The sequence below is a fragment of the Marinobacter sp. genome (assembly GCF_048259445.1).
In the GTDB taxonomy this organism is placed as follows: domain Bacteria; phylum Pseudomonadota; class Gammaproteobacteria; order Pseudomonadales; family Oleiphilaceae; genus Marinobacter.
Genome location: NZ_JBLXHQ010000005.1, coordinates 17,228 through 41,772, shown reverse-complemented (window position 1 = coordinate 41,772; position 24,545 = coordinate 17,228). Strand labels below are relative to the sequence as shown.

The following is a 24,545-nucleotide window of genomic DNA, read 5'->3' as shown; positions in this document are numbered from 1 at the left end:
CGGCAGCCGGGCTGTCAGAGAACGTGCTTACGGATAAAGCGCCCGATATCCTGAACTTCCTCGAGGCAAACACTGTGCTCCATCGGGAAGGTCATGTAAGCAGGATCGTAGCCCATGTCTTTCAGCGCTGCTACGCTGCGAACGCCGAGTGTTTCCGGAACCATCGGGTCGGCAGTGCCATGATAGATATTTACTGGAATGCCGGCGTTTGCTTCCGACGGCCGCACCGTTTTCGCTGTGGCGAAGTAAGTGGAGAGCGCCAGAATACCGCCAAGCCGTTTCGGGTAAGTCAGGCCAAGTTCATAGGCAACCGCCCCACCCTGCGAAAAACCGGCAATAATGATGTTCCCGGCAGGAATGCCGCGTTCGATTTCCTGGTCGATCAGTTTGCCCACCGCCCGGGCTGAGTCCATCAGTTGGTCTGTGTCCACAATCCGGTCGATGTCCATTGCTTTTATGTCATACCAGGCGGGCATGGTCATGCCACCGTTTATGGTGACTGGCAAGTTGGGTGCGTGTGGGAAAATAAAACGTACGGCGGCATCGCCTGGCAAACCGAGTTCGGGCACTACGGGTTCAAAATCGTGGCCACTGGCACCGAGACCATGCAGCCAGATAACAGCTGCCGTTGGGTTGGCCCGGGTTTCTACTTCAATATACTGAAGATCCTGCACGCAGTACCTCGTCTGTAAAAGAATGTGTTATCCGGATCAGTCCGGAATGCTCTCGCTGGCAACTGCATTCAACGCGGTCTGAACCGGGTTGGCATACATGTCCAGTAGGTAGGGTCGGATAGCGGGATCACAAGCCTCCAGCCTTTTTTCCATTTCCAGTCGTGCGACCTGCATGTCATCTTCAGACCAGTTTCCGGCAGTTACTACAGATTCGCGAATGTTCTCCGGCTCCCTGATTCCCCCGGGTTGCAGTCCGCGTTTTTCGTAGGCCACCAGATTAGATGGATGCAGGTGGTAATTCGCATGTACTTCACGGTCGATCAGGCCTGCAAGCTCTTTCGCATTTTCAGGCGCATCAACGATGGGTGCACCAAAATGAACGTGTACATGGCCCTTGAAACCGGTCAGGCCTTTCATGATCTGTTCGGTGTCTTCGCCTTCTGCTTTTTTATAGCTGCCAGCCCGAGCTTTGGTTTCCAGCTCGCGGGCTTTGTCGCCATCGCATGGATCGTATTCATAGGATATGGATACCGGAACGATACGGAGCTTGTTCATTGCTTCGGCGAAGCTGAGGCCGCTTTTTTTGCAGCTCATATAAAACATCTTGATGATCGCAGGGTCGGTAAAATCCAGGCCGTCTTTTGCTCGCCCCTCACGCTGGGCGATCCAGATATTCTCGTTATTCGCGATGCTGTGGTTAATAAAGCCGGAGAGCAGAATATAGGCGTCACGCATTTCCCGTGGGCTTGTCATGTTGCGGCGAACAATAAAACTCTTGTTCAGGCGCATCATTTCCGCAAAAACACGGTTGGCCAGCAAGTTGTCGCCAATGGCTATGCGAGTAGTGCGCAGACCGTTCTGGAACAGTAGGTAATTGACCACCATAGGATCAAACACAATGTCCCGGTGGTTGGAGATAAACAGGTAAGCACCTTCTTTGCTGAGATCCTTTACACCGCTGGTGGTAACGCGGGTGGTCGTGCTTGTGATCAACTCACCGATATACCCGGAAAGCCCGGCTTGCAGGTTATCCACCTGTGTAAAGTGGCCAAAATGGCTGGCAAGCCAGCGGCGCGTAAAGAACCGCAGGGGTGCGGGAGCCCAGCGCGCCAGTGCCGGCGACTTGAAGCGCCCCACCATGTCCAGAAATTCCTGGTCGTTGACCAATCGTTGAATTGCGGGGCCGGTTTCGTCGTCCGAATACGGACGGATGGCGTCAAATTCCTGCATGGATGCCCTGTTGTTATCAGTAACGATTATGTTGAGCCGTGAAACGGTAGTTTGAAACCGCGGTATTGTATCGTTTCTTCTCTGGTTTTGCCTCCCCAAAGGTGGCCTCTGAGGCCATTCCTTGCGCCGAATCTGGTATGATCCGCTACCAGATTTCACCTCAGCATCGCGATTAGCCGGTTATTCTATGTATCCCGACCAAGACTTTGAACAGCTTTCTGCCCACCGACCAACTACCTCAGGCAGAAGCCCCGAGCAGGTTTTGCATGAGGTGTTCGGGTATGAATCCTTTCGCCCGCTGCAGGGTGAAATTATCCGTGAGGTAGCCTCCGGCGGAGATGCTCTGGTTCTGATGCCCACCGGCGGCGGTAAATCGCTTTGTTACCAGGTTCCTGCCCTTGTTCGCTCAGGCACGGCCATCGTCATTTCTCCGCTGATCGCCCTGATGCAGGACCAGGTTGCAGCGCTTCGGGAACTGGGAGTGCGGGCGGCCTTCCTGAACTCAACGATGGATTTTGAGCAGGCCCGGGCTACGGAATATGCACTGAGCACCGGTGAGCTGGACCTTCTGTATTGTGCTCCGGAACGCTTGATTCAGCCCCGTACTCTGGAACTCCTGCATGACGCTTCCATCTCGTTGTTTGCCATCGACGAAGCCCACTGCGTTTCCCAATGGGGGCATGACTTCCGATCCGATTATCTGCAGCTGGCGGTGCTGGCGAATGAATTCCCGGCTGTTCCCCGGGTTGCACTGACGGCGACCGCTGATGAGCGCACCCGTAAGGAAATCGCCGAACGGCTCTCGCTGACCGAAGCCCGGCATTTTATCAGTGGTTTTGATCGCCCTAATATTCAGTATCGAATAGCACCTAAAACTAATGCAAACAAACAGTTGCTTGATTTTATAAAAGCAGAACATGAAGAGGATTGCGGCATTGTGTATTGCCTGTCGCGCAACAAAGTTGATGCCACAGCAAAGATGCTGGCGCAGAAAGGCTATACCGCACTGCCCTACCATGCAGGGCTCCCCGCTAATGACCGGGCTCATAATCAGGAGCGGTTTTTGCGTGAGGACGCGGTGATTATTGTCGCCACTATCGCTTTTGGCATGGGCATTGATAAGCCCGATGTGCGCTTCGTTGCACACCTTGATCTGCCTAAAAGTCTGGAAGCCTATTACCAGGAAACGGGCCGTGCAGGCCGTGATGGCAAGCCGTCTACCGCATGGATGGTTTACGGCCTTCAGGATGTGATCAAGCTTCGGCAGATGCTGGAAGCCTCTCAGGGGAATGATCATTTCAAGCGTGTAGAAAGGCAGAAGCTGGATGCCATGCTGGGCCTATGTGAAGTCACAAAATGCCGGCGCCAGGTATTACTGAACTATTTCGGTGATGAGCTTGAAGCACCCTGCGGCAACTGTGACACCTGTCTTAACCCGCCTGAAACCTGGGATGGAACAGTTGCTGTTCAAAAGGCGCTATCCTGTGTGTTCCGCACCGGACAACGCTTTGGTGTTACCTATCTGATTGACGTCCTGCGCGGCTCGGAAAACGAGCGGGTTATGCAGTCGGGTCATCATCAGGTATCAACCTACGGCATAGGAACTGAGCTCTCCGTTAACGAGTGGAAATCCGTGTTTCGGCAACTGGTGGCTAACGGTTACCTGCGGGCCGACCCGGAGGGCTATGGCGCGCTTCAGTTGACTGAGCAGTGCAGGCCGCTGCTGAAAGGCGAACACAAGGTTGAGTTGCGCAAGGACCCGGTCGTTAAAGCATCGCCCGGACGCACTTCAGGTGGCAGAACAGGCAGCGCGATCAAGGATCAGATTACGGATCATGTCGGCTGGGAGGCCTTGCGAGCCTGTCGCAAGGAACTTGCCGACAAGCAGGGAGTGCCGCCCTACGTTATTTTTCACGACACTACCCTGTTCGACATGCTCGAACGCAAACCCCGAACCCTTGACGAGCTTGCGGGCGTAAGCGGCGTGGGCGCAGCAAAGTTGGAGAAGTACGGTGAAATATTCCTCGCGGCGATTGCCCGGTTGGATCCTGCCTGACGGAATATCAGGACCTTTATTTATGCAGCCTGCTGGAATCCTTTCTTGCGTACCCGGTACTGTGCAACGGAGGTGGCAACATGATTTCCATCACTATCGCGCAACTCCCCTTTCAGCGTAAATTTGGCACGGCCGGTAGCATCGGCATCTGCACGGATTGCAGCAACATCTTCCGGTGACAGAGAGAACTCAACTGTGACATCAGAGTTGGCCGGCTGCAGAAATTCAAGGGTCATTTCCTTCAGGATCGGCGTGTACGCCGGGCCCAGATCAAATAGCGTCAACACCCCACCAGGAATTTCCGCAACAAGAAAGTAGGCACCGGCATACAAGCTGCCGAAGTGGTTCTTGTTACCCTTCAACTGGATGCGCGCTCGAACATAGCCAGGGCGAACCTCTTCGACACTGAACCGGTTCCGGGGCGCAAATGGAATAGATAGACCAATAATTCGGTTCACGGCCGCGTAGCCTCCGGTTTTCTTCAGCCATTCCACCGGTTGTGCCAGGGTTGCTTTTGGATCCGTTGTGGAAATCCAGTTTCCCGTCGCACCGATAATGCTGTCTATTAAGGCCATGATTCCGCTCCTGAGTTTCGCTTGGGACGAATCATTGCAATGGCTCCTGCGCATGGCAACACTCTTTTACAATATTTTTGATGGATTCACATTCACCACATTCATTCTGATCTAGAGTAAGGGTGGAGATGTATGAAACTGCGATGCGCTTGCGATCCGGTTTGGGATCGCAGGAATGGATTCAGAGCAGACACGAAAAAGGATTCAGAAATTGGGATATGGCCACGGCTTGTCAGCTTGTGATCGTTTGAGTGTCAGGCTCATGGCCTCCGTGGCGCTATTTTTCGTATCCTTATCTACGCCACTGTGGGCTGCTGATCATTCGGTTAACCCGCCTTTGCAAGACTATGTACTCTGGTACCGGAATTACGACAGCCCGGCAATTTACGCTTTGGTTAGCCTCGCACTGCAGAAAACGCCTGAATATGGGGATTTTCGCATTCTTCGAAGCCAGGAACTCAGCCAGGGGCGCGCGCTGCGTGAGCTCGCGCAAAACGATAATCGCCTGGTGGATATAGCGAATGTGGCAACTTCTGCAGAGCGTGAAGTTTTTCTTACGCCCATTCCGGTTCCCGTGGATGGAGGGTTGCTTGGCTTTCGCGTGTGCGTCGTTACACCCGAAAATCTTTCGTTATTTGAGGGTATTCATTCTCTTGATGACCTTCGAAACAGGGGCATTCGGATCGGCCAGGGTTCACATTGGCCGGATACCCCGGTTCTCATTGAAAATGGAATAACAGTAATCACCCATTCCCGCTACGAAATTCTGTTCGGGATGCTGAAGAAAAACCGTTTTGACTGTTTTGCCAGAGGCGTCAGTGAAGTTCTGAATGATCTTGAGATTCAGAATGATCCCGGGTTGATCATAGAACCCGGGTTTGTGCTGGCTTATCCGATGCCTTCCTACTTGTTTGTAGGGCCAGAGGACCACCCTACAGCACACCGCCTGCAACTGGGAATGGAGCGGGCTATCCGGGATGGCAGTTTTGGTGTTTTTCTCCAACAATATTACGCCGCAGCAGTGTCAGCACTTAATCTTGGTGGTCGCACGATGATCATTCTGGATAATCCGTTCCTGAGTGATGAATCGGATAACGTTGGGCGCCAAACACTGCGGAATCTGCGCTGGCGGCTTGATTTGCTTGACCGCTGAGTTGGCTCTGTACTGAACCAATCAGCAATGCCCGGCGTACTCTGCGTCTCGCTGCTTTTAAGCAAGGTCCGACACAGGTATTTGGAAGCTTGTGCGAACTCTTTAAAGCCATCTGATAGACTCGGTTCACCAAATCCATTCCCAGCCATACAGGAGCCTCGCTGAATGGCCCATGAAGAACTGCATCTAAATCTTCGCAACCTGACACTTGATGACTACGAACAACTCCAGGTTTTGATGGACCGGGTGTATGACGACATTGGCGGTGCCTGGCCCAAAGACACCATCAAAGCACTGGTTGAACAGTTCCCGGATGGGCAGATATGCATTGAGGACAAGGGTCAGCTGGTTGCAGTAGCCCTCACCGTATCCGTCAAATATGAGCGGTTCAGCAACCCTCACACCTATGACGACCTGATCAAGCACAACGAACAAATCAGGCATGATCCCAAAGGCGACTCCCTGTATGGGCTGGATGTCTTCATTCACCCGGACTATCGTGGCTACCGCCTTGGGCGGCGTTTATACGAAGCGCGGAAAGAGCTTTGTCGCTCCATTAACCTTCGCGCCATCCTGGCTGGCGGGCGCATACCTGGCTATTTCAAGTATTCAGATCAGTACTCACCTGCTGAATACATTGACCGGGTTGACCGCAGAGATATCTACGACCCGATTCTGAGTTTCCAGTTGTCGAACGACTTTCAGGTCACCCGGCTAATGCACAAATACCTTCCGGAGGATGAAAAATCCCAGGGGTATGCAACACTGCTGGAATGGCGAAACATTCTCTATACCCCTCCTTCCTCGGTGCTCAACGAAAAGAAAACCCAGGTTCGTATGGGTGCCGTTCAGTGGCAGATGCGTGAGTTTTTGTCAGTTGAAGAGGTGCTGGAGCAGGTTGAGTATTTCGTAGATGCGCTGTCCGATTACAAAAGCGATTTTGCTTTGTTCCCGGAATTTTTCAACGCCCCGCTGATGGGGCTGACCGATCAGGTAGATCAGACCCGTGCTATCCGGTTCCTCGCCGGGTTTACCCAGCAGTTCCGGGATCGTATGTCTGATATGGCCGTGAGCTACAACATCAACATCATAACCGGCTCTATGCCTTTGCTGGAGAACGACCGGGTCTTCAATGTCTCCTATTTATGCCACCGTGATGGCCGGGTAGACGAACAACGCAAGATTCATATTACGCCCCACGAACGTCGTGACTGGGTTATAGAAGGCGGTAACAAATTTGAAGTCTTCGATACAGATGCAGGGCGTGTGGCGATTCTTATCTGTTATGACATCGAATTTCCGGAACTCGGCCGCATTGCAGCCAATAAGGAAGTCGATATTATCTGTGTGCCTTTCTGGACAGACACTAAAAACGGCTATTTGCGGGTTCGTCATTGTGCCCAGGCTCGTGCGATCGAGAACGAATGTTACGTGGTGATCACCGGCAGCGTAGGGAACTTGCCCAAGGTAGAAAACCTCGACGTGCAATACGCGCAGTCGTCAGTGTTCTCGCCGTCTGACTTTGCCTTCCCTCACGATGCCGTTATGGCAGAAACAACGCCGAATACCGAGATGATCATGTTCTCGGATATGGATCTTGAAAAGCTTACATTAGTGCGCAACGAAGGGTCGGTTACCAACATTAAAGACCGCAGAATTGACATGTATGAAATTATCACCCGGTAGATGTTGAACAACCGCCTCAAAGGTTTATCGTATGACACTGATGGCGTTGCAAAATAGTTAGCCAGTGTCTATTGTTTAAGCAATATCAAGTTATCTCTTTAGAGACTCAGCATTCATGAAAGAAGCGTTGCCCGATCTTGTCGCCCGATTCAGAGTACGGCACGGTCTGTTCCGAAAGGAACGGGTCGAGGCCGCGCTTTTCGAATTGGACGCCTATGGTTGCGTTATGAAGACGGACAAGATGTTCAATCCCGGTGACACTGTAGTACTCGACCTGATTATGGACATGCCGTTTGATAAAATCCGTGCGGAAAACGTTACGGGATTGATCACCGAACGCAGAAAGCACTGCAGCAACTTCTTCTACTCTATTGATTTCGTTGAATTGAAATCTGACGGCGGCACAGCTCTTGAAGAAAAGCTGCGTCGTATCAGGGAAGTTCTTTCCAAAAAGCAGTCGTTAAAATCACGTCGTTCCTCAGGTTCCATGCCCGGATTCCGGCAGATGGCCTGATTACACAACATCCGTTCTATTTTTCTGCGAGGAGACAATCCCATGGCGAAAAAAGCCAAAGCGAGCGTTGATAAGATCGTAAAAAAGGTCAACAAAGAATTTGAGAAAACATCTTCTCAAATAGAAGGGCTGATCAGCGATGCGCTGAAACAGCTCGATACCCTGCAACACCAGGTTCAGGACCCTGTTCGCAAACTCTTGAAAGAAGTTGATGAGCTCCGCGAGCGGGAAATGAAGCGTTTTAACGACGAGTTTGAACGCCGCCTGGATGAGTTCCACGAGCTGCAGTCCAACATACTCGAACGTTTGGGGGTCGCTTCTAAAGAAGACATCCGCAAGGCTGAAAAAGAGAGCAAAAAAGAACTCAAAAAGGCGCCTGCCAGTAAGAAGCCAGCCAAAAAAGAGGCTGCCCCCAAGAAAGCTGCTGCTAAAAAGCCTGCAGCGAAGAAGGCGCCAGCGGCCAAGGCCAAAAAATCGGTTGATAAGAGCGACCTCACTCTCGTGAAGGGTATCGGTCCGGCTACAGCGAAAAAAATGAAAGAGGCCGGAATCACTTCTATTGATCAGATTGCCAACCCATCAGCTGCCGATCAGGAAAAGTTGAATGGTTTCTCTAACATCAAGGGTTTTGACCAACTCTCAGCTGAAGCCAAGAAAATCAACTGATGCGAACGCCTGACCAACCAGTTTTACGGGATATTGTTCTGATTGGTGGCGGGCACAGCCACGTCGGGGTACTCAAACGGTTTGCAATGAAACCGGTTCCCGGCGTCCGGCTGACCCTTATTTGCCGGGACACACACACACCCTACTCCGGGATGCTGCCAGGATACGTGGCAGGACATTACAGCTACGATGATGTTCACATTGATCTGAGCCGCCTGGCGGAGTTTGCAGGCGCACGTTTTTATCGCGCAGAAGCAACTGGCATTGATCGCAACAAAAAGCGTGTGATCTGCAAGGGACGGCCAGATGTGCCATACGATATTCTGTCGATCAATATTGGTTCATCTCCCCGAGTGAATGACGTTGAAGGTGCTTCGCAGTTCGCTGTTCCGGTAAAACCAATTACGGGTTTCAACAATCGCTGGCTTGCCCTTCTCTCGCGTATTGAAAATCACGAAGGTCCGCTCACTGTCGGAGTTGTCGGCGCGGGTGCCGGTGGTGTGGAGTTGACACTGGCAATGCAGTATCGCCTGAAAAATGAACTGAAACAGCGCGGTCGGGATCCTGACCAACTGCATTTTCATCTTTTTGATGCTGCCGAGGAAATTCTCCCTACCCATAACACCAAGGTCCGGGAAATCTTCCGTAAAACGCTTTCTGAGCGGGGGATAAAACTCCATCTTGGATCCCCTGTTGAAAAAGTTGGCGAAGGGCTTTTGCGCACTGCCGCCGGCGAATCTTTGCAGACGGACGAGGTTCTGTGGGTAACCCGAGCCGGGGGGCCGGCCTGGCTTGAAGAAACCGGCCTGGCTCTCGATGAAGGGCTCTTCCTGCGTGTTCGTGATACTTTGCAGGTTGAAAATGATGACAGTATTTTTGCTGCGGGCGACATTGCCAATGTAATCAATCACCCGCGTGAAAAAGCCGGTGTGTTTGCAGTACGCCAGGGGCCGCCTCTTGCGGATAACCTGAAACGAATGGCCCTCGGTAAAGCGCCCAGAGATTTTCATCCTCAGAAAAAATGGCTGGCGCTGATCAGTACCGGCGATAAATACGCAGTAGCCTCTCGCGGCGATATGCAGTTTGACGGCGCTATGGTGTGGCGCTGGAAGGACTGGATTGACCGACGGTTTATGGGAAAATTCACAGACCTTCCACCCATGAAGGAAGGCGCTGCCCTGCCCGATACCGCCGCAGCACAGAACCCCGAAGAAGCCTCTCAGGCAATTTCCGCCGTTGCGATGCGCTGCGGTGGTTGTGGCGCCAAAGTCGGTAGTACCGTGCTGTCACGTGCGCTGGGTGAACTCCGACCCATTGATCGGGACGACATTATTATCGGCCTGCACGCACCGGATGACGCTGCTGTTTTGCGGGTTCCTCCCGGAAAGGCTGTGGTGCACACTGTTGATTTCTTCCGGGCGTTTATTGATGACCCTTATACATTTGGTCGTGTTGCTGCGAACCATAGCCTTGGTGATGTCTTTGCCATGGGTGCGGAAGCTCAGAGCGCGACCGCTGTGGCTACGGTGCCCTACGGCATTGAATCCAAAGTTGAAGATGTGGTCTTTCAGATGATGTCCGGTGCCGTGGATGTATTGAATGAAGCCGGCTGTGCCCTGGTTGGTGGCCATACGGGAGAAGGTCGCGAGCTTGCGCTGGGCTTTGCGGTAAACGGACTGATCGATCCTGATGAGGTGATGAGCAAGGGCGGCTTGCGGGCCGGCGATGTCTTGATTCTGACCAAGCCGATCGGGACCGGAACGCTGTTTGCGGCTCACGCGCGCCTGGCTGCCAAAGGCCGCTGGATTGATTCCGCCCTGGCCTCCATGGTTCAGTCCAACAAATCCGCAGCGGACTGTTTGCGGCGCTATGGATCAAAAGCCTGTACAGACGTTACCGGGTTCGGATTGCTGGGCCATCTGGTTGAGATGACTCGGCCCTCCGGTGTGGACGCAGAACTGGACCTCTCAGCAATTCCTGTCCTTCCCGGTGCGGAAGAAACGGCGGCAGCAGGCATTCTCAGCTCCTTGCAGCCGGCCAACATACGGCTTCGACGCGGCATCCGGGATCAGGACAAATGGGTAAAGCACCCACGCTACCCTTTGATCTTCGATCCACAAACCGCAGGTGGCTTGTTGGCAAGCGTGTCTGCAGATAAGGCGGAAGACTGTGTTCGGGAGCTCAAAGCTCTGGGTTATCCGCATACCGCCATCATCGGGCGGGTATTGCCTCAGGATGAAAGCGGGCCGATTGAGCCGATTACGTTACGAGATTGAGTTCAAAGGCGTTTCCCGGAGCGGCGCTGCACTGCCAGTGCAAGGGCCTGCTCCAGGGATTTCTGCTCTTTCTCTGGTGTAAACCGGCTGGCGAGTTTGCCAACCTGCTCTTGCAATTGCATCAGAAATCCCGCGTCGTTCTCTGCACGTTCGAGTGTATCTGCAAGTGCCTGAGTGTCACCCACGGGATAGTAACCGGTGTAATCCGCTCCAAGTAGCCCTCTATTCCCGGAGATATCGGATGCAATGACAGGCAGGCCGGCACGGCAGGCTTCTGATACCACATTCGCCCCACCCTCCATGATCGAACTCATAACAAGTACCCGGCTATCTGCCATTAGCCGGGCGACGTCGGCCTTCTCCAGCTCGCCGAGCCACCTGAAACGAGGGTTTTCATGCATCTCCTGTTTTGCGAGTTTTTCCCAGTGCGCATTGTGGGCTTTGCCTGCGCAGGAAATATGAATACGGGAGTCGCGTGGTAAAAGTCTGGCAGCCAGGGCAGCCCTGAGAGAGTCTTTTTCATCCCGCAGGTGGCCGAGCACGCACACATCAAAATGGCTCGTTACAGAATCTGTTTTGCCCTTGTAAGAATCAGGCTGGCCAGCAGACTGGAAAAGCGTGATCAGTTTGTCCCGGAAAACTTCCGGTATGTCGTCACCTACTTGTGCATGCAGGCCAATCAGGGCATCTGCTACCTGCATGGAGCCAAGAGTTGGCTCAGGGTACATATGTTGATGGTAATAAATATCTGTTCCCGTCAACGCCACAACCAACGGCTTTTCCGGGTATTTCTCCCGAAACAAGTGGATTGCCTGGTGGCTGCGCCAGGCGTGAAGAGCCAGAAAGAGATCACAAGGTTCACCTTGATACTCGGTAACAACGGCTACCCTGTGCCCAGCTTGTTCCAGCAACAGTTTCCAACGATCAGCGGTAGCCCGGTTGCCAGCTTTTGAGCCCGGAATAGCCGGCGTGATCATGATGATATCCATAGCGCTCTTCGGTATAAGAAGACCCATTAAAGGTCTGGATAGAATTTTGATAAGCTGTGACGCGGTTTTAGGAGAATAATGCCCTGATACCTGACCTATTTATACCCGTAATCCGTATAGCTGTTTAGCGTTACGAAGAATCAGAGTATCCTCCGGCTCGCAGATGCCTGTGGCTTCAATCATGGGCAACGTTTTTGTTTAACCATCCATATAACAAATCAAGGAATTCAAATGGCTTTGAATATTATACGGAAGTTGATGCTTTCCAGCTTTTTATGTTTCTCCGCTGCTGCGGCATCGGCTGAGACGTTTGTATTCACGGCAATCCCGGATGAAGACGAAACCAAACTGGTTGAGCGTTTTCGTGGTGTAGCGGATTACCTTTCCGACCAGCTTGATGTGGACGTACGCTACATTCCGGTGAAGTCCTATGCCGCTGCCGTTTCAGCGTTCCGCAACAACCAGGTTCAGCTTGCATGGTTCGGTGGTCTTTCCGGAGTTCAGGCCCGCAGACTGGTACCCGGCTCCGAAGCCATCGCTCAGGGTGTTGAAGACAAGGCGTTCGAAACCTACTTTATTGCCAACACCAACACGGGTATCGCACCAGCTGATGAACTTTCAGACCTGAAAGATGATTTGCAGGGTAAAACCTTCACCTTTGGTTCCAAGGGTTCGACGTCTGGCCGGCTGATGCCAGAGTTCTATGTGCGTGACACTTTTGACTCGAAGCCTGAAGACTTTTTCTCCCGCGTGGGCTTCAGTGGCAACCACACACGCACCCTTCGTCTGGTTGAAGCCGGCACCTATGATGTAGGCGCCCTGAACTTCCAGGTTTGGGAAAAAGAATTGAGCGACGGAAACATTGATACAGATGCCGTTCAGGTTGTCTGGAAAACGCCCGCCTACCCCGATTACCAGTGGACTATCCGTGGGGACGTGGATGAGCGCTTTGGAGAGGGCTTCAAGCAACGTGTAACAGACGCGCTGCTGAAACTCGATAACCCGGCACTTCTGGAAAGCTTTCCGCGTTCAGGTTTCATACCTGCTTCCAATGCCGACTATGAGCCAATCCGTAAAACAGCTCAAGAGATCGGAATCCTCGATTGATGCCAGGCTTCGATCTTACTGGCCTTGTGGCTTCATTCAGCGGCAGGCGGGTCATTGGCCCGCTGTCGCTGCATGTTAATCAGGGTGACAAAATTGCGCTCGTGGGTAAAAGCGGTGCCGGTAAATCTACGCTGATCCGGCTGATTCATGAGCGGGTCAATCGTGATTCTTCTCTTATTCCTCAGGATCTTGGTCTGGTGAATGCCCTTTCGGTGTTCCATAACGTGTTTATGGGGCAACTGGACAAACACCCTACCTGGTACAACACGGTAACGCTCGCACGGCCATTCGCCAAAGACCGGGCTGAAGTGCTCACTCTGCTAGAATCTTTGGGCATGACCGAAAAACTGTGGTTGCCTGCAGCCTCACTTTCAGGCGGCCAGCGACAACGTGCAGCCATTGCCAGGGCGTTATACCGTAACGCAGCATTATTACTTGCAGATGAGCCGGTTTCAGCCCTCGACGGGCCCATGGCAAACTCCGTAATGACGCATCTGCGGGATCGGTTCTCTACCAGTATTATCGCGCTGCACGATGTAGATCTGGCGCTTGGTTACTGCACCAGAATCGTTGGTATACAGGATGGCCAGATTGCTCTGGATCAACCCAGCGAGAATCTTTCGGCTTCAGATATCATGTTTCTCTACTAGGTAGCACAGCCGTTTCATGTTCTCTTCTCCTACGGTTCGTACCAGCCTTATTTTCCTCGCCATCGCGCTGGTGGGGCTTCTGTTTGCGGATATCGCCATCACCGCCTCCAATCCCTGGCGGGACTTGGGTAATTTTTTCCTCGGCATCGTAACGCCGAACTTTTTCAGCAGCGGAGGGCTGATGACCGCGCTTCTGAGAACAGTGGCTTTTGCATTTGTCGGCGTGGCTCTTGGCGGGTTTTTCGGCTTCTTGCTTGCACTGGTGTACCGATCTCTGCCCGTGCGGACGTTCTGTGCTTTTATCCGGGCCATCCACGAACTTTTCTGGGCGTTGATCTTCCTTCAGTTCTTCGGGTTTCACCCCCTTACGGGCGTGCTGGCCATTGCCATTCCTTACGCAGGGATCTTTGCCAAAGTGTACTCGGAGATACTGGAAGAGGCCGATCCAGAGCCAGGTCGAGTTCTCCCACCCGGTACCGGGAACATTACGGCGTTTCTCTATACCCGCATTCCGGATTGCTGGGTAAAGATGCGCACTTATACGGCGTACCGGCTGGAATGTGGTCTGCGCTCCAGCGCGATTCTTGGCTTCGTTGGCCTTCCCACTCTGGGTTTTTATCTGGAGGCGTCGTTCTCTCAGGGGCTGTATTCAGACGCCGGCGCAATGCTGATCCTGTTCTACGTGCTCATAGCCACCATGCCCCTGTGGGTCAGACCAAAACTTTTGCCAGTCTATATACTTGGCGCGCCTTTTTTCCTGGGTGAGGGACTGCCAATAGTATGGGGTAACGTACAGCGCTTTTTCACCGAAGACATAGTGCCGGCACCATTGCGAAATGGTGAAGGTTTGGCAGGGCTGACGCCCTGGCTGAGTGACCTATTGGTCAACGAAGCTATGCCGGGTATCTGGAACACCGTTGTGCTGACCCAGATCGCTCTTGTGGCTACGGGCATCCTTTCCCTGCTCGCATTCCCGCTGATCTCCAACCACTTTGGCGGGCCCATACGACGCAATGTCGGCCACGTGGCGCTGGTCATTGCGCGCTCCACGCCTGAGTACATTCTGGCGTATATCCTGCTGCAACTCTGGGGTCCTTCAATGCTGCCTGCGGTGGTTGCACTGGCGTTGCACAACGGTGGGATTATCGGACATCTGATTGGCAGGCAAACAAATTCCATTCAGCTCCGCTCAGACGCAGCAACCGGGTTTAACCGGTACAGCTGGGAGCTGGTGCCCCGGGTGTATCGGTCATTTCTGGCGTTTCTGTTCTATCGCTGGGAAATTATTATGCGGGAAACCGCCATCCTTGGGATTCTGGGTATCTACACACTCGGGTTCTATGTGGACAGCGCCATTCAGAACATCCGGTTTGATCGAGCCATGGTGCTGATCCTGGTCACCGCTCTGCTCAACATTGGCGTTGACGCCCTCGGGCGCTACATTCGCCGCAAGCTCGCCCTCCAAACCATGCCAACCTGCTGAAATCGAAAACCAGGGCCCTGTTTTTAAAGGACCGGGCCAATAGTCGCAATAACGTTGTGCCATATTCTTTCGTGGTAGTGCCAGGCAAGGACCGTGGGTAACGTAACAATTTCAGATCGGCTGATATAACTTTGCTGGCGCTCAGTGATCGCCAGAGTCGTCGCTTCATCCTGCAGAAGAATGTTGTTTTCGTAGTTCAGATCAAAGCTGCGTAGATCGAGATTAGAGGAGCCGATCAGGCTGATTTTTCCATCAATTGTGAGGGTTTTTGCATGCAGCAGCCCTCCCTTGAACTCATGAATGACGCACCCCGCATCAAGCAGGCGGTGATAGTAGCTGCGGCTGGCAGCCGCCACAATCCAGCTGTCATTTACTTTGGGAAAGATCAGTGCAACCGCAACGCCACGGTAAGCGGCCGCACACAGAGCTTCAAGAACCGTCGCATCCGGAACGAAATACGGCGTAGTGAGAGTCAGCTGAGTTTGGGCGCAGGCAATCAGGTTGGCAAACAGTTGCGGCGTGGCGCCGTGGCGTTCGGTTGGCCCCACACCCATAACCTGCGCCGGAAAGCCGCCTTCGGTGGGCGCGGAAGACAATACAATGCCATCGAGGGATGCATTGGTGGCCTGCATCCAGTCACTGGCGAACAGCAGTTGATTCTGCACCACGACCGGCCCGGTAAACCTGAGCATGATATCAACCCAGGGTGCGTACTTTGCCTTCACCAGAAAACCCGGGTCCGCCGAGTTACGGCTGCCACAATAGGTGATGCGCGAATCAATTACAGTGATCTTTCGGTGATTCCGCAGGTCAAGCCGGCTGGTCAGAATGGTTCGTATGGGGTGCTTCAGTGAAAGTGCGACAGCAAGCTTGACTCCGGCATCTTTCATGCGCTGCCACAGTGCGGAGTTGATCATCATCCGCGAACCCAGACCGTCAGCCATGGCCCTGCAGGTAACCCCTCTTTGCGCCGCACGGATCAGTGCCTCGGCGATAGCATGGCCGGTGTTGTCATCAAGCCAGATGTAATACAGCACGTGCACGTGATCCATGGCCGCATCAATGTCTGCAACCATTCGGGTCAGGGTCTCGTCGCCGTCGGCCATCAGTTCGGCGGCGTTACCGGCTGAAGGATAAAACCCGTTGATCGAACCGGCATATCGGAATGCGGGCCGATAAACCGGCTCGATGAGTTTTTCTGTGTTCGTCGCTTCGCCCATGAACCAGGACGCTTTAGATCTTATTTCATCGAAGATTTCTTTGTGCCGCTTATCCGCCCGGTTTCCCAGATCTATTTCACCAAACAGAAAATAGATAGCGCTGCCGAAGTAAGGCAAAAGGTTGAGCACAATAAACCACGCCAAACGCCCCGGAGGCGAAAGGTCATCACGGAGCAGAATCCGGACAGTGAAGGTAATCACCAGAAGTGTGTGGAGTACCAGAATAATGGTCATCTGACTTTCTTCGGGGATATCAAACCCATCGTTTTTTCATTAACCTCTTCGTGGCTCCGGAACCCAGTCGGTTCCCAGTTGAACGCTCTCAACCTGGTCTGGTTTGTCTATGGGAACACCCGCTACGGCCGGGCGGGTAAATGTACCCTCCTCAGTAGAAACCATGGAGTCTACATCTACAGAGAGCACCAGATAAGTGACACCCCCTGAAACGACTCTCGCCCGTTGTGCCAGCCCAAACACAAAGCGACAGTAGTCCAGCTTCAGCTGCATCAGATCCTGTTCAGCTTTACGGATTTTTCGCAATAGCACTTTTTGTACACTTTCACCGTAATCCATCACATTTTCTCGGAAGTTAGCGTCAATTTATCAAGTCTGGTTATCTTGGGCCTGGAACGTCAGTTTCATTGGAGCGGGTTCCGAGAGTGCATTCTGACCTGCCTGCAGGTCAATGCGCCACACCATTTCGGAGCCTGTGGTGCATAGCGGCGCAGTGAAGTGAGCAGAGTAAATGCCTTCTTTCTCAATCCTCAGCGGAACCGGGTACTCTCCCATATACATGGATTCGCCGCGTAATACCGCGAGAAACCGATCCGGTGTTGTTGGCGCATTCACCCGAAGCCTGTACTCCGTGCCCTGCCCCTTGTCGCCCATGGTTTCCAGTTCCACCTGCCAGCGCCCGGACTTTGTCTCCCAGCCACATGGTCCTGCATGAAGATCACAGGCGGGTTGGTCGGTATCAGTGGTTTTATTATCTGTGGTCTGCAACCAGCTGGGGCCAAAAACAATGACTGAAATCAGGCCCACGATGAAACCTACAACCACAATTGCTCGTAACATACCCACACCCAGTTGAAACAGATGAGCCATTATGGACACTATCTGCTTCAATTCAAAAATTTCTAAACCGGCGCCATACATGAGAAAATGCCGGGCTTTCATTTACGACCCATCTTCTGGAACAGGATACACCCGTGCAGCCGGATATTTCCGTTAAGAACCTCAACAAGGTTTACGAGGGCGGCTTCCAGGCCCTCAAGAATATTAATCTGGACATAAACCGGGGCGAAATATTTGCCCTGCTCGGCCCCAACGGGGCGGGTAAAACCACGATGATCAGCATCATTTGTGGCATCGCCAGTCTGTCGTCCGGTGAAATCAAAGCCGGTGGTTACGACATAGTGAAAGACTATCGCAAAGCTCGCGAATCAATCGGCCTTGTACCGCAGGAACTCAGTACAGATTCGTTCGAAACCGTCTGGAAAGCTGTATCCTTCAGCCGCGGTTTGTTTGGCAAAGCGCCCAAACCCGAGCACATCGAGAAGGTACTCAGAGAGTTGTCGCTCTGGGATAAGCGCAATAGTCGCATAATGACCCTCTCCGGCGGAATGAAACGCCGGCTGATGATTGCGAAGGCGCTCTCCCATGAACCCCGTATACTGTTCCTCGATGAGCCCACCGCTGGTGTCGACGTAGAGCTACGTCGGGATATGTGGGAGATGGTCCGTAAACTCCGGGAAGACGGCGTAACCATTATTCTGACAACCCACTACATCGAAGAAGCCGAAGAAATGGCGGATCGTATCGGTGTCATTCGGCAGGGCGAAATTATTCTGGTTGAAGAGAAGAGCACGCTGATGAGTAAGCTGGGCAAGAAAGAACTGCGCCTGCAACTGCAGCACAAGCTCGACAAAGTGCCCGGAGAACTCACGCTGGAGCCCGTGGAACTGTCAGAAGATGGCTATGAATTGATCTATACCTTCGATTCCCAGCAGGAACAGGCCGGGGTAGCGCGTTTGCTGCGAACCCTTGGGGATATCGGGATTGATTACCGTGATCTGCGCACCCGGGAGAGTTCCCTGGAAGAGATTTTTGTCGGCCTGGTTCATGAATAATTGGCGGGCTAACTGGAGAAAGGCATGAATTTTTACGGTGTTAAAGCCATCTATAACTTTGAAATGTCCCGCATGGGGCGCACGCTGATGCAAAGTGTGCTCTCGCCGGTCATCTCTACCTGTCTGTATTTTGTTGTCTTCGGTTCTGCCATCGGTTCGCGCATGGGCAATATCGACAATATCGAATATGGTGCCTATATAATCCCCGGTCTGGTGATGCTTTCCCTGTTGATGCAAAGCATTTCAAACGCCTCCTTTGGCATCTACATGCCAAAGTTTTCGGGCACAATCTACGAGGTGCTTTCTGCACCTGTGTCCTATGTAGAAGTGGTTCTGGGCTATGTGGGGGCTGCGGCCACCAAGTCGGTAATACTCGGGTTAATCATTCTTGCAACTGCCAGGCTGTTTGTTGACTACAGCATTCTCCATCCGTTCTGGATGCTTTCCTTCCTGATACTCACCGCCGTCACCTTCAGCCTGTTCGGATTCATCATCGGAATATGGGCCGACGGTTTCGAAAAGCTACAGGTTGTTCCCATGATGATTGTGACGCCACTGACCTTTCTTGGCGGCACCTTTTACTCCATCGATATGCTGCCCGAAATCTGGCAGACCATCAGCCTGTTTAATCCGGTGGTTTACCTGATCAGCGGTTTCCGCTGGGCATTTTATGGCGTTTCCGATGTGCATGTGGGAATAAGCGTGGGTATGACCCTGCTTTTCCTGGCGGCTTGCATGGCCGGCATCTGGTGGATTTTCAAAACCGGCTACCGGCTTCGTTCCTGATGCGTAACTGCAACGCCCTGCTCTGCTCCATAGCCATCCTTGCAGGCTGTTCGGGTGGTTCCGGGGCTGCAGAAACATCAACCGGTTTACCGGTTGTCGCTGCCTGCTTCGTTACAGGTACCAGCACAATCGACGTCAGCCTTGAGCTCGCAAGATCGCCACAGGAGCGGCGAAAAGGATTGATGGGCAGAGAATCTCTCGCGGCCAACTCGGGCATGCTGTTTCAGTATCAGGAACCGCAGAGCCCGGATCACGGCTTCTGGATGTTCCAGACACTCATCCCTCTGGATATAGCCTATCTTGGTGTAAACGGTGAAATTGGCAGCATTCGGCAGATGAAGCCCTGCGCATCAACCAACGGTGCCAGGTGCCCCAGTTATCCGGCAGGCGTCGAGTTTATCTCTGCAGTCGAAATGAACGTTGGTTTTTTTGAGGCGAATGGAATTACTCCCGGAGACCGCCTCATTCTGGGTGAACAGAGTTGTAAAACGCCCTAGCTGTCTTTCCATTCCGGCTTGCGTTTGTCCAGAAACGCACAAATTCCCTCACGTGCGTCGTCTGCACGCAGGTTTTCTGCCATAACGTTGGCTGTGTACTGATAAGCCTCAGCCAGCGGCATTTCCATCTGCTGGTAAAACGCACCCTTACCGATCTTCAGGGTATGCCCGGATTTGTCCGCAATTGTGCGGGCCATGGCGTACACCGTCTCATCCAGCAGTGACTCATCAACAATGCGATTTACCAGTCCAAGTTGCTCTGCACGGGCCGCGCTGATCATCTCACCAGTCAGCAACATCTCCATGGCATGTTTGCGTGACACGTTGCGCGACAGAGCCACCATGGGCGTCGAACAGAACAGCCCGATGTTCACACCGGGTGTAGCAAAATGGGCTGAGTCCGCAGCCACCGCGAGATCACAGCTGGCTACCAACTGGCACCCGGCGGCAGTAGCGACGCCTGCTACCCTCGCAATCACGGGCTTTGGCAGATTTACGATTTGCTGCATTACCTCACTGCACCGGTTAAACAACGCCAGCTGGAACTCATGACTATCAAGCTGATCACGGATCTCCTTGAGATCGTGCCCGGCACAAAAGACTTTGCCCGCAGCTGCTATCACGACCACCCGCGTGGCTTCGTCTGCAGCAATACTGGCAAGTGCCTCAGACAGCGCATCAAGCATACCCATAGAAAGGCTGTTGCGCCGATCGGGCTGGTTCAGTGTGATGGTGGTAATGCCGTTGTCGTCGGTATTTCGCGCAAGCAGGTTTGTCATTACTAACTACCTCGTATCCGGGAGATTCAGAGCTAACTTGAGCCAACCAGTATCGTCCAGGAACACCAGGCTGTCGAAGCGACTTTTGTAGAACCCGGCAGTGCTTGCCGGAAACATCAACGGCATTCAGACATTGCCGAAGCACGACAACCCATGTTGGACCGCAAAGAGAGGTAAGGATTTTTAATACAATGGTGCTCCGGGCCGGAATCGAACCGGCACGACCGTGAGGTCGAGAGATTTTAAGTTATTAGAGCCCTTCTTTTAAGAAAATGGAAAATGTTTTAATACGACTTATAAAACAGTGCGTTACAGAACATTCCTAGAAAACGATGTTTGCAGTTGTTTGAAGAAATCCGCTAGAATTTGACCGATTTTGTCTACATAGTGTCTACATTAAGACACATGAGACTTTCCGGCGAATTCGAGTGGAGCCGTACCTTTGAGAATTACCAAGAGCTTTATCGACAAAGTTCCCCTGCCCCAGATCGGCCCGGATGGTAAATCTAGCCAGGCGTTTTATCGGGATTCAGTCATCTCGGGTTTTGGTTTACGGGTGACCAGTGGCGGAGCTAAATCGTTCATAGTGGAAAAACGAGTGGATGGCCGGGTTACGCGAAAGACACTTGGCAGATATGGCAACCTGACACTTGAACAAGCTCGCAAGGAAGCGCAGAAATACCTGGGTAAAGTCGCAACCGGTATAAACCCGATTCGAGAAGCGCAGGAGCAGCGCGCCCAACGCGTAACGCTAAAAGACGCCTTTGAAGATTATCTGGCCACTCGCAAAACCCTAAAGCCGAATACACTCAACGACTACAACCGCTCCATGCGGGAAATGTTTAAGGACTGGCAAAGCAAAGCCCTTAAAGACATTAACCGGGATATGGTGCTGAACCGCCATGCAGAATACGGACAACGCAGCCCGGCGCGGGCTGACAATGGGATGCGAATTCTACGAGCCGTTTTTAATCACGCCTTACAACGGTATCAGGACGCATCCGGCAAACCCTTTCTGGTGGCAAATCCGGTAGACGTATTGAGCCATCAGCGTGCCTGGTACAAGGTGGAGCGCCGACAAAGCCTGATCAAGGATCATCAGCTCAAGGCCTGGTATGACGCGACGATGCAATTGAACACCCAAACTACGCGGGACTATCTGCATTTGGTATTACTTACTGGCCTGCGCCGCACAGAAGCGGCAACCCTTACCTGGGAACAAGTGGATTTCAAAGACAAAACTCTGACGATTACTGAAACCAAAAACGGACGCGTTCATCGGTTACCTTTCAGTGACGCCATCGAAGCATTGTTAGAACGTCGATTCAAAGAACAGGAAAGCCCGTATGTGTTTCCCAGCGACGCGGAGCGTGGACACCTCTCAGAGCCCCGTACGGCGATCAAGCGCGTCTGCGACTTGTCCGGCGTGACGTTCACACTGCATGATCTGAGACGAACCTTTATCACCGCTGCTGAACGACTCGATATTCCAGCCTACGCCCTGAAACGGCTAATGAATCACAAGGATCCGAACGACGTGACTGACGGTTACATCATCTTTGATGTAGAGCGCCTGCGCCTGCCTATGCAAAAGATCACTGATTTTTTTATTAACCACTTCAACAAGGAATCTGTTGATGTCGCTTCTTGACCCTGAGCTTTTTGATCGCCGAGATCCGTTTGTCCCTTATGACATGTGTTTGGAAGCGCCGCTTCAAGCCAAGCATAAAGATTTCACTATGGCATTTGGCTATCTTATTGAAAGCAGCCAAGAGCAATTACAGGGACGATCACTTGCTGAACTGCAGTTTGCGATCGAGTTCTCGAACTGGCTAATGACGAACGCCGAGCAACGATTTAGACACGAACGTATATTTGGGCAGAGCCGAGAGAAAGCGGTAGTCTTTCTAACGGATCCTCGGAAAATACTGGCACTGTTTGAAGATTACGATCTTAACGACCAAGCGGAATTTCCAAACGGTACACCAGAGGACTATTTTGCGGTTCTCGCCTTGGGCAAGTGTTTTGAAGCAATTGAAACCCATGAACGGTTAACCGCGTATGGTCGCGGAGAAACACAGTATATGGATCGCTCTTGGGGAGATAATAGCGAGTTTGATGTGCAGGATTCGCTCTATCACACAGCCATCAGCGCACGTGATAGCTTGTTATCTGAGGCACGTGACTTGATTGCCTTCATCGATGGAATCCACTTTTCCCAATTACGGGCAAAAAATTCGGGCAAACGTGGTGCCAAAGCCAAGAACAGCGCATTCGCAACGTTGAACACAAAATTGATGGCGGTCTATGATGAAAGATATCAGCACCTCACAAACCGACACGCAGCATCGCGGCTATATGATGATTTTATTAATGAAGTGGATCATGTGTTGAGAACCGACGATCCTGCCCACCGAATAAGCATTTGGATTGGAATTCACAAAAAAAAGCTTCTTAGAACACTTTAATTTTTTGTAGTTGGTAGTTGACTGCCTCCAACTACAAACGGCGCACTGTCGCAGTATTTAGCTCCACCTAAGCTGAAAGTCCGAACTAGGAAGGCCAAGACTGTGGCATAGCCCCACTGGCATCGACAATACTGCATTCAAACCAGTTCTTATGGATGCTGAACCTGCATCCCTCGCGCCATTGTAAGTTGGTTTCAATCGAGGCTATCCACGCCGAGGCCTGCTCTAGCGTGACGAAGCCAACGCTGCGACAGATATAGTTGCCTGACAATAAGAACCAGTGCTTTTTATTTTGGTGGCCCAAAGAGTCTCGAATAATCGATCTATCTCCAAGGTCGCCCAGTCTCAGTTTATTTTCTAGTTGAAATAGGGAGGCATCGTGGTCAAACCTCTCTTCAGACCAGTCAAGGTTTTCAAATCGATTGACTCTCATCCAGGGGTTATCAAACAACGGTTTTCTAGAACCGATGAATCTCACTCGATCACCGATCAAATTATGGGTAGAAAAATGCTGAAGACACTGACCTCTCCAATAGCCAACCAGCTGTTCAGATATTTTGAATGGAGACTCTCTCAGGTCTGTATCAACCTGAAACAACACTTGATTTCCATAGTTTTCGAAACGCGTTATGGCACCTTCGTACCTACGTGCCTGTAATGGCATCGGGGGCATTGACCGGAAGGATTCTGACGCGAGTTCACTGTATGCTTTATGCACTGCGTCCCAGCAAGACTTATCGCTTGGTTTCACGTAACTCGGATCGATTTCGAGGTCATCATCCCGTGCATCTAAAGACTCTGCGTTACCGCGCCCACCACCAGATGGATTGCCCGTTGTACTTGGCCAATTCCCTCCCTCGTATCCTTCAACTGATCTCCTGCTCACCTACGCCTCCAAATTCCTAATGCGTAATCACATTATCCCTTAGTGCTCTCGATCATACCGCCAATAAACACAGCTTTCGAGATCAACCATTGATATAGACTCACCCAAAATACAGGCCTTAGTGAGAGATACCCACTTATATTCCTACCCCCTAGGAATATATCTCTACCCCCCAGGCGTGTTCCAACCCCCTCTCACTCATAACAAGCTATGCGTCATACGATCCAGACAGGAGTATGACCATGATCCAAAATTTACTTACCACAAGTGAAGCCGCTAACTACCTTGGCGTCAGCAAAGCGTTCCTTGAGCGCGACCGTTGGGCCGGTGCCCGGGTTCCCTTCATCAAAATCGGTAGTCGCGCCGTTCGGTATCGGCTGAGCGACCTTCACGACTACATCAACAAACAGGTTCGACTCTCCACATCTGAGATTGCGTGATGGCTACTTTCCGTCACGTAATATCACAAAGTGAGAAACCTTCCCCTATTAGGTATATGTTTCAGAGCGTACTAGGTTCACCTCAGGTACGCCAAAGGGTACATGCCAGAGTACCCACCTACGCCGTTAACCTACAGGTAGGTCAAAACGCAGATAACGACCTAACGAAACCTGTTCCGATTGTTACGTTAACGGCTTATCCAGCCGAACAGCTTTTCGTTACGGTAACGAAGCCAAACCGTTACGGGAGGATTCAATGACCTCCCCTAACCAACGAGATT

General features: G+C 52.2%; 23 protein-coding genes. 15 read left to right on the top strand and 8 right to left on the bottom strand.

Features of this window, described 5'->3' with window-relative positions:
* Positions 1 to 14: 14 nt before the first annotated feature.
* A complete protein-coding gene (locus tag ACN0RL_RS05395) occupies positions 15 to 674 on the bottom strand; it encodes an alpha/beta hydrolase (RefSeq protein ID WP_417514478.1) in 660 nt (219 codons plus the stop codon).
* A gap of 36 nt (positions 675 to 710) precedes the next feature.
* The gene (locus ACN0RL_RS05390) at positions 711 to 1,904 is read right to left on the bottom strand and encodes a 1-acyl-sn-glycerol-3-phosphate acyltransferase (protein ID WP_417514476.1); all 1,194 of its coding nucleotides are present in this window, start codon (positions 1,902 to 1,904) and stop codon (positions 711 to 713) included.
* Between the two features lie 187 nt (positions 1,905 to 2,091).
* Between ACN0RL_RS05390 and recQ the strand changes: the two genes are divergently transcribed.
* A complete protein-coding gene (gene recQ, locus ACN0RL_RS05385) occupies positions 2,092 to 3,960 on the top strand; it encodes a DNA helicase RecQ (protein ID WP_417514474.1) in 1,869 nt (622 codons plus the stop codon).
* 20 nt (positions 3,961 to 3,980) lie between these two features.
* Here recQ and ACN0RL_RS05380 read toward each other — a convergent pair whose 3' ends face one another.
* Positions 3,981 to 4,535: a DUF4442 domain-containing protein gene (locus ACN0RL_RS05380; protein ID WP_417514472.1), complete on the bottom strand. Its 555-nt coding sequence runs from the start codon at positions 4,533 to 4,535 to the stop codon at positions 3,981 to 3,983.
* A 175-nt stretch (positions 4,536 to 4,710) separates the two neighbouring features.
* On the opposite strand from ACN0RL_RS05380, the gene ACN0RL_RS05375 reads away from it, so the two are divergent.
* The 5 genes from ACN0RL_RS05375 (at position 4,711) to selD (ending at position 10,830) form a co-directional block, all read left to right on the top strand.
* Positions 4,711 to 5,688 (top strand): hypothetical protein, encoded by a 978-nt coding sequence (locus ACN0RL_RS05375; protein WP_417514470.1) that lies wholly within the window; start codon positions 4,711 to 4,713, stop codon positions 5,686 to 5,688.
* Positions 5,689 to 5,853: 165 nt separating this feature from the next.
* Positions 5,854 to 7,374: a GNAT family N-acetyltransferase gene (locus ACN0RL_RS05370; protein ID WP_417514468.1), complete on the top strand. Its 1,521-nt coding sequence runs from the start codon at positions 5,854 to 5,856 to the stop codon at positions 7,372 to 7,374.
* A 115-nt stretch (positions 7,375 to 7,489) separates the two neighbouring features.
* Positions 7,490 to 7,888, top strand: coding sequence for a hypothetical protein (locus tag ACN0RL_RS05365; protein WP_417514466.1), 399 nt, complete (start codon positions 7,490 to 7,492; stop codon positions 7,886 to 7,888).
* A gap of 42 nt (positions 7,889 to 7,930) precedes the next feature.
* A complete protein-coding gene (locus ACN0RL_RS05360; protein ID WP_417514464.1) occupies positions 7,931 to 8,554 on the top strand; it encodes a phage tail tube assembly chaperone in 624 nt (207 codons plus the stop codon).
* Positions 8,554 to 10,830, top strand: coding sequence for a selenide, water dikinase SelD (gene selD, locus ACN0RL_RS05355; protein WP_417514462.1), 2,277 nt, complete (start codon positions 8,554 to 8,556; stop codon positions 10,828 to 10,830). The genes ACN0RL_RS05360 and selD overlap by 1 nt, the downstream gene beginning before the upstream one ends.
* 2 nt (positions 10,831 to 10,832) lie before the next feature.
* Here the strand turns inward: selD and senB are convergent, their stop codons facing one another.
* Entirely contained in the window at positions 10,833 to 11,846 is a 1,014-nt protein-coding gene (gene senB / locus ACN0RL_RS05350) for a selenoneine biosynthesis selenosugar synthase SenB (protein WP_417514460.1), read from the bottom strand.
* Between the two features lie 204 nt (positions 11,847 to 12,050).
* Between senB and ACN0RL_RS05345 the strand changes: the two genes are divergently transcribed.
* From ACN0RL_RS05345 to ACN0RL_RS05335, 3 genes are read left to right on the top strand one after another with little or no spacing between them, the layout of a single operon-like run.
* The gene (locus tag ACN0RL_RS05345) at positions 12,051 to 12,926 is read left to right on the top strand and encodes a putative selenate ABC transporter substrate-binding protein (RefSeq protein ID WP_417514458.1); all 876 of its coding nucleotides are present in this window, start codon (positions 12,051 to 12,053) and stop codon (positions 12,924 to 12,926) included.
* Complete coding sequence (locus ACN0RL_RS05340) at positions 12,926 to 13,576, top strand: ATP-binding cassette domain-containing protein (RefSeq protein ID WP_417514456.1); 651 nt, start codon at positions 12,926 to 12,928, stop codon at positions 13,574 to 13,576. Before ACN0RL_RS05345 ends, ACN0RL_RS05340 begins: the two co-directional genes overlap by 1 nt.
* A 16-nt stretch (positions 13,577 to 13,592) precedes the next feature.
* Positions 13,593 to 15,059: a PhnE/PtxC family ABC transporter permease gene (locus ACN0RL_RS05335; protein ID WP_417514454.1), complete on the top strand. Its 1,467-nt coding sequence runs from the start codon at positions 13,593 to 13,595 to the stop codon at positions 15,057 to 15,059.
* A gap of 23 nt (positions 15,060 to 15,082) precedes the next feature.
* Here ACN0RL_RS05335 and cls read toward each other — a convergent pair whose 3' ends face one another.
* From cls to ACN0RL_RS05320, 3 genes are read right to left on the bottom strand one after another with little or no spacing between them, the layout of a single operon-like run.
* Positions 15,083 to 16,513, bottom strand: a complete 1,431-nt coding sequence (cls, locus tag ACN0RL_RS05330) for a cardiolipin synthase (RefSeq protein WP_417514452.1) — start codon at positions 16,511 to 16,513, stop codon at positions 15,083 to 15,085.
* A 39-nt stretch (positions 16,514 to 16,552) separates the two neighbouring features.
* Positions 16,553 to 16,852, bottom strand: a complete 300-nt coding sequence (locus tag ACN0RL_RS05325; protein WP_417514450.1) for a hypothetical protein — start codon at positions 16,850 to 16,852, stop codon at positions 16,553 to 16,555.
* Positions 16,853 to 16,882: 30 nt separating this feature from the next.
* Complete coding sequence (locus ACN0RL_RS05320; RefSeq protein WP_417514448.1) at positions 16,883 to 17,383, bottom strand: hypothetical protein; 501 nt, start codon at positions 17,381 to 17,383, stop codon at positions 16,883 to 16,885.
* A 104-nt stretch (positions 17,384 to 17,487) separates the two neighbouring features.
* Between ACN0RL_RS05320 and ACN0RL_RS05315 the strand changes: the two genes are divergently transcribed.
* The 3 genes from ACN0RL_RS05315 to ACN0RL_RS05305 are packed head-to-tail and all read left to right on the top strand — an operon-like array spanning position 17,488 to position 19,691.
* Positions 17,488 to 18,408 carry an ABC transporter ATP-binding protein gene (locus tag ACN0RL_RS05315; RefSeq protein WP_417514446.1) on the top strand — a complete coding sequence of 307 codons (921 nt, stop codon included), beginning with the start codon at positions 17,488 to 17,490 and terminating at the stop codon, positions 18,406 to 18,408.
* Positions 18,409 to 18,432: 24 nt separating this feature from the next.
* Positions 18,433 to 19,194 (top strand): ABC transporter permease, encoded by a 762-nt coding sequence (locus ACN0RL_RS05310; protein WP_417514444.1) that lies wholly within the window; start codon positions 18,433 to 18,435, stop codon positions 19,192 to 19,194.
* Positions 19,194 to 19,691: a DUF192 domain-containing protein gene (locus tag ACN0RL_RS05305; protein WP_417514442.1), complete on the top strand. Its 498-nt coding sequence runs from the start codon at positions 19,194 to 19,196 to the stop codon at positions 19,689 to 19,691. Before ACN0RL_RS05310 ends, ACN0RL_RS05305 begins: the two co-directional genes overlap by 1 nt.
* Here the strand turns inward: ACN0RL_RS05305 and ACN0RL_RS05300 are convergent.
* The gene (locus tag ACN0RL_RS05300; RefSeq protein WP_417514440.1) at positions 19,688 to 20,470 is read right to left on the bottom strand and encodes an enoyl-CoA hydratase; all 783 of its coding nucleotides are present in this window, start codon (positions 20,468 to 20,470) and stop codon (positions 19,688 to 19,690) included. The two genes, ACN0RL_RS05305 and ACN0RL_RS05300, sit on opposite strands and share 4 nt — an antisense overlap.
* 442 nt (positions 20,471 to 20,912) lie before the next feature.
* On the opposite strand from ACN0RL_RS05300, the gene ACN0RL_RS05295 reads away from it, so the two are divergent.
* From ACN0RL_RS05295 to ACN0RL_RS05285, 3 genes are all read left to right on the top strand, one after another.
* The gene (locus ACN0RL_RS05295; RefSeq protein ID WP_417514438.1) at positions 20,913 to 22,121 is read left to right on the top strand and encodes a tyrosine-type recombinase/integrase; all 1,209 of its coding nucleotides are present in this window, start codon (positions 20,913 to 20,915) and stop codon (positions 22,119 to 22,121) included.
* Positions 22,108 to 22,938 (top strand): hypothetical protein, encoded by an 831-nt coding sequence (locus ACN0RL_RS05290; protein ID WP_417514436.1) that lies wholly within the window; start codon positions 22,108 to 22,110, stop codon positions 22,936 to 22,938. The genes ACN0RL_RS05295 and ACN0RL_RS05290 overlap by 14 nt, the downstream gene beginning before the upstream one ends.
* Positions 22,939 to 24,066: 1,128 nt before the next feature.
* On the top strand, positions 24,067 to 24,264 hold the full coding sequence (locus ACN0RL_RS05285; RefSeq protein ID WP_200371812.1) for a helix-turn-helix transcriptional regulator: 198 nt from the start codon (positions 24,067 to 24,069) through the stop codon (positions 24,262 to 24,264).
* The last annotated feature ends 281 nt before the right edge of the window (positions 24,265 to 24,545 follow it).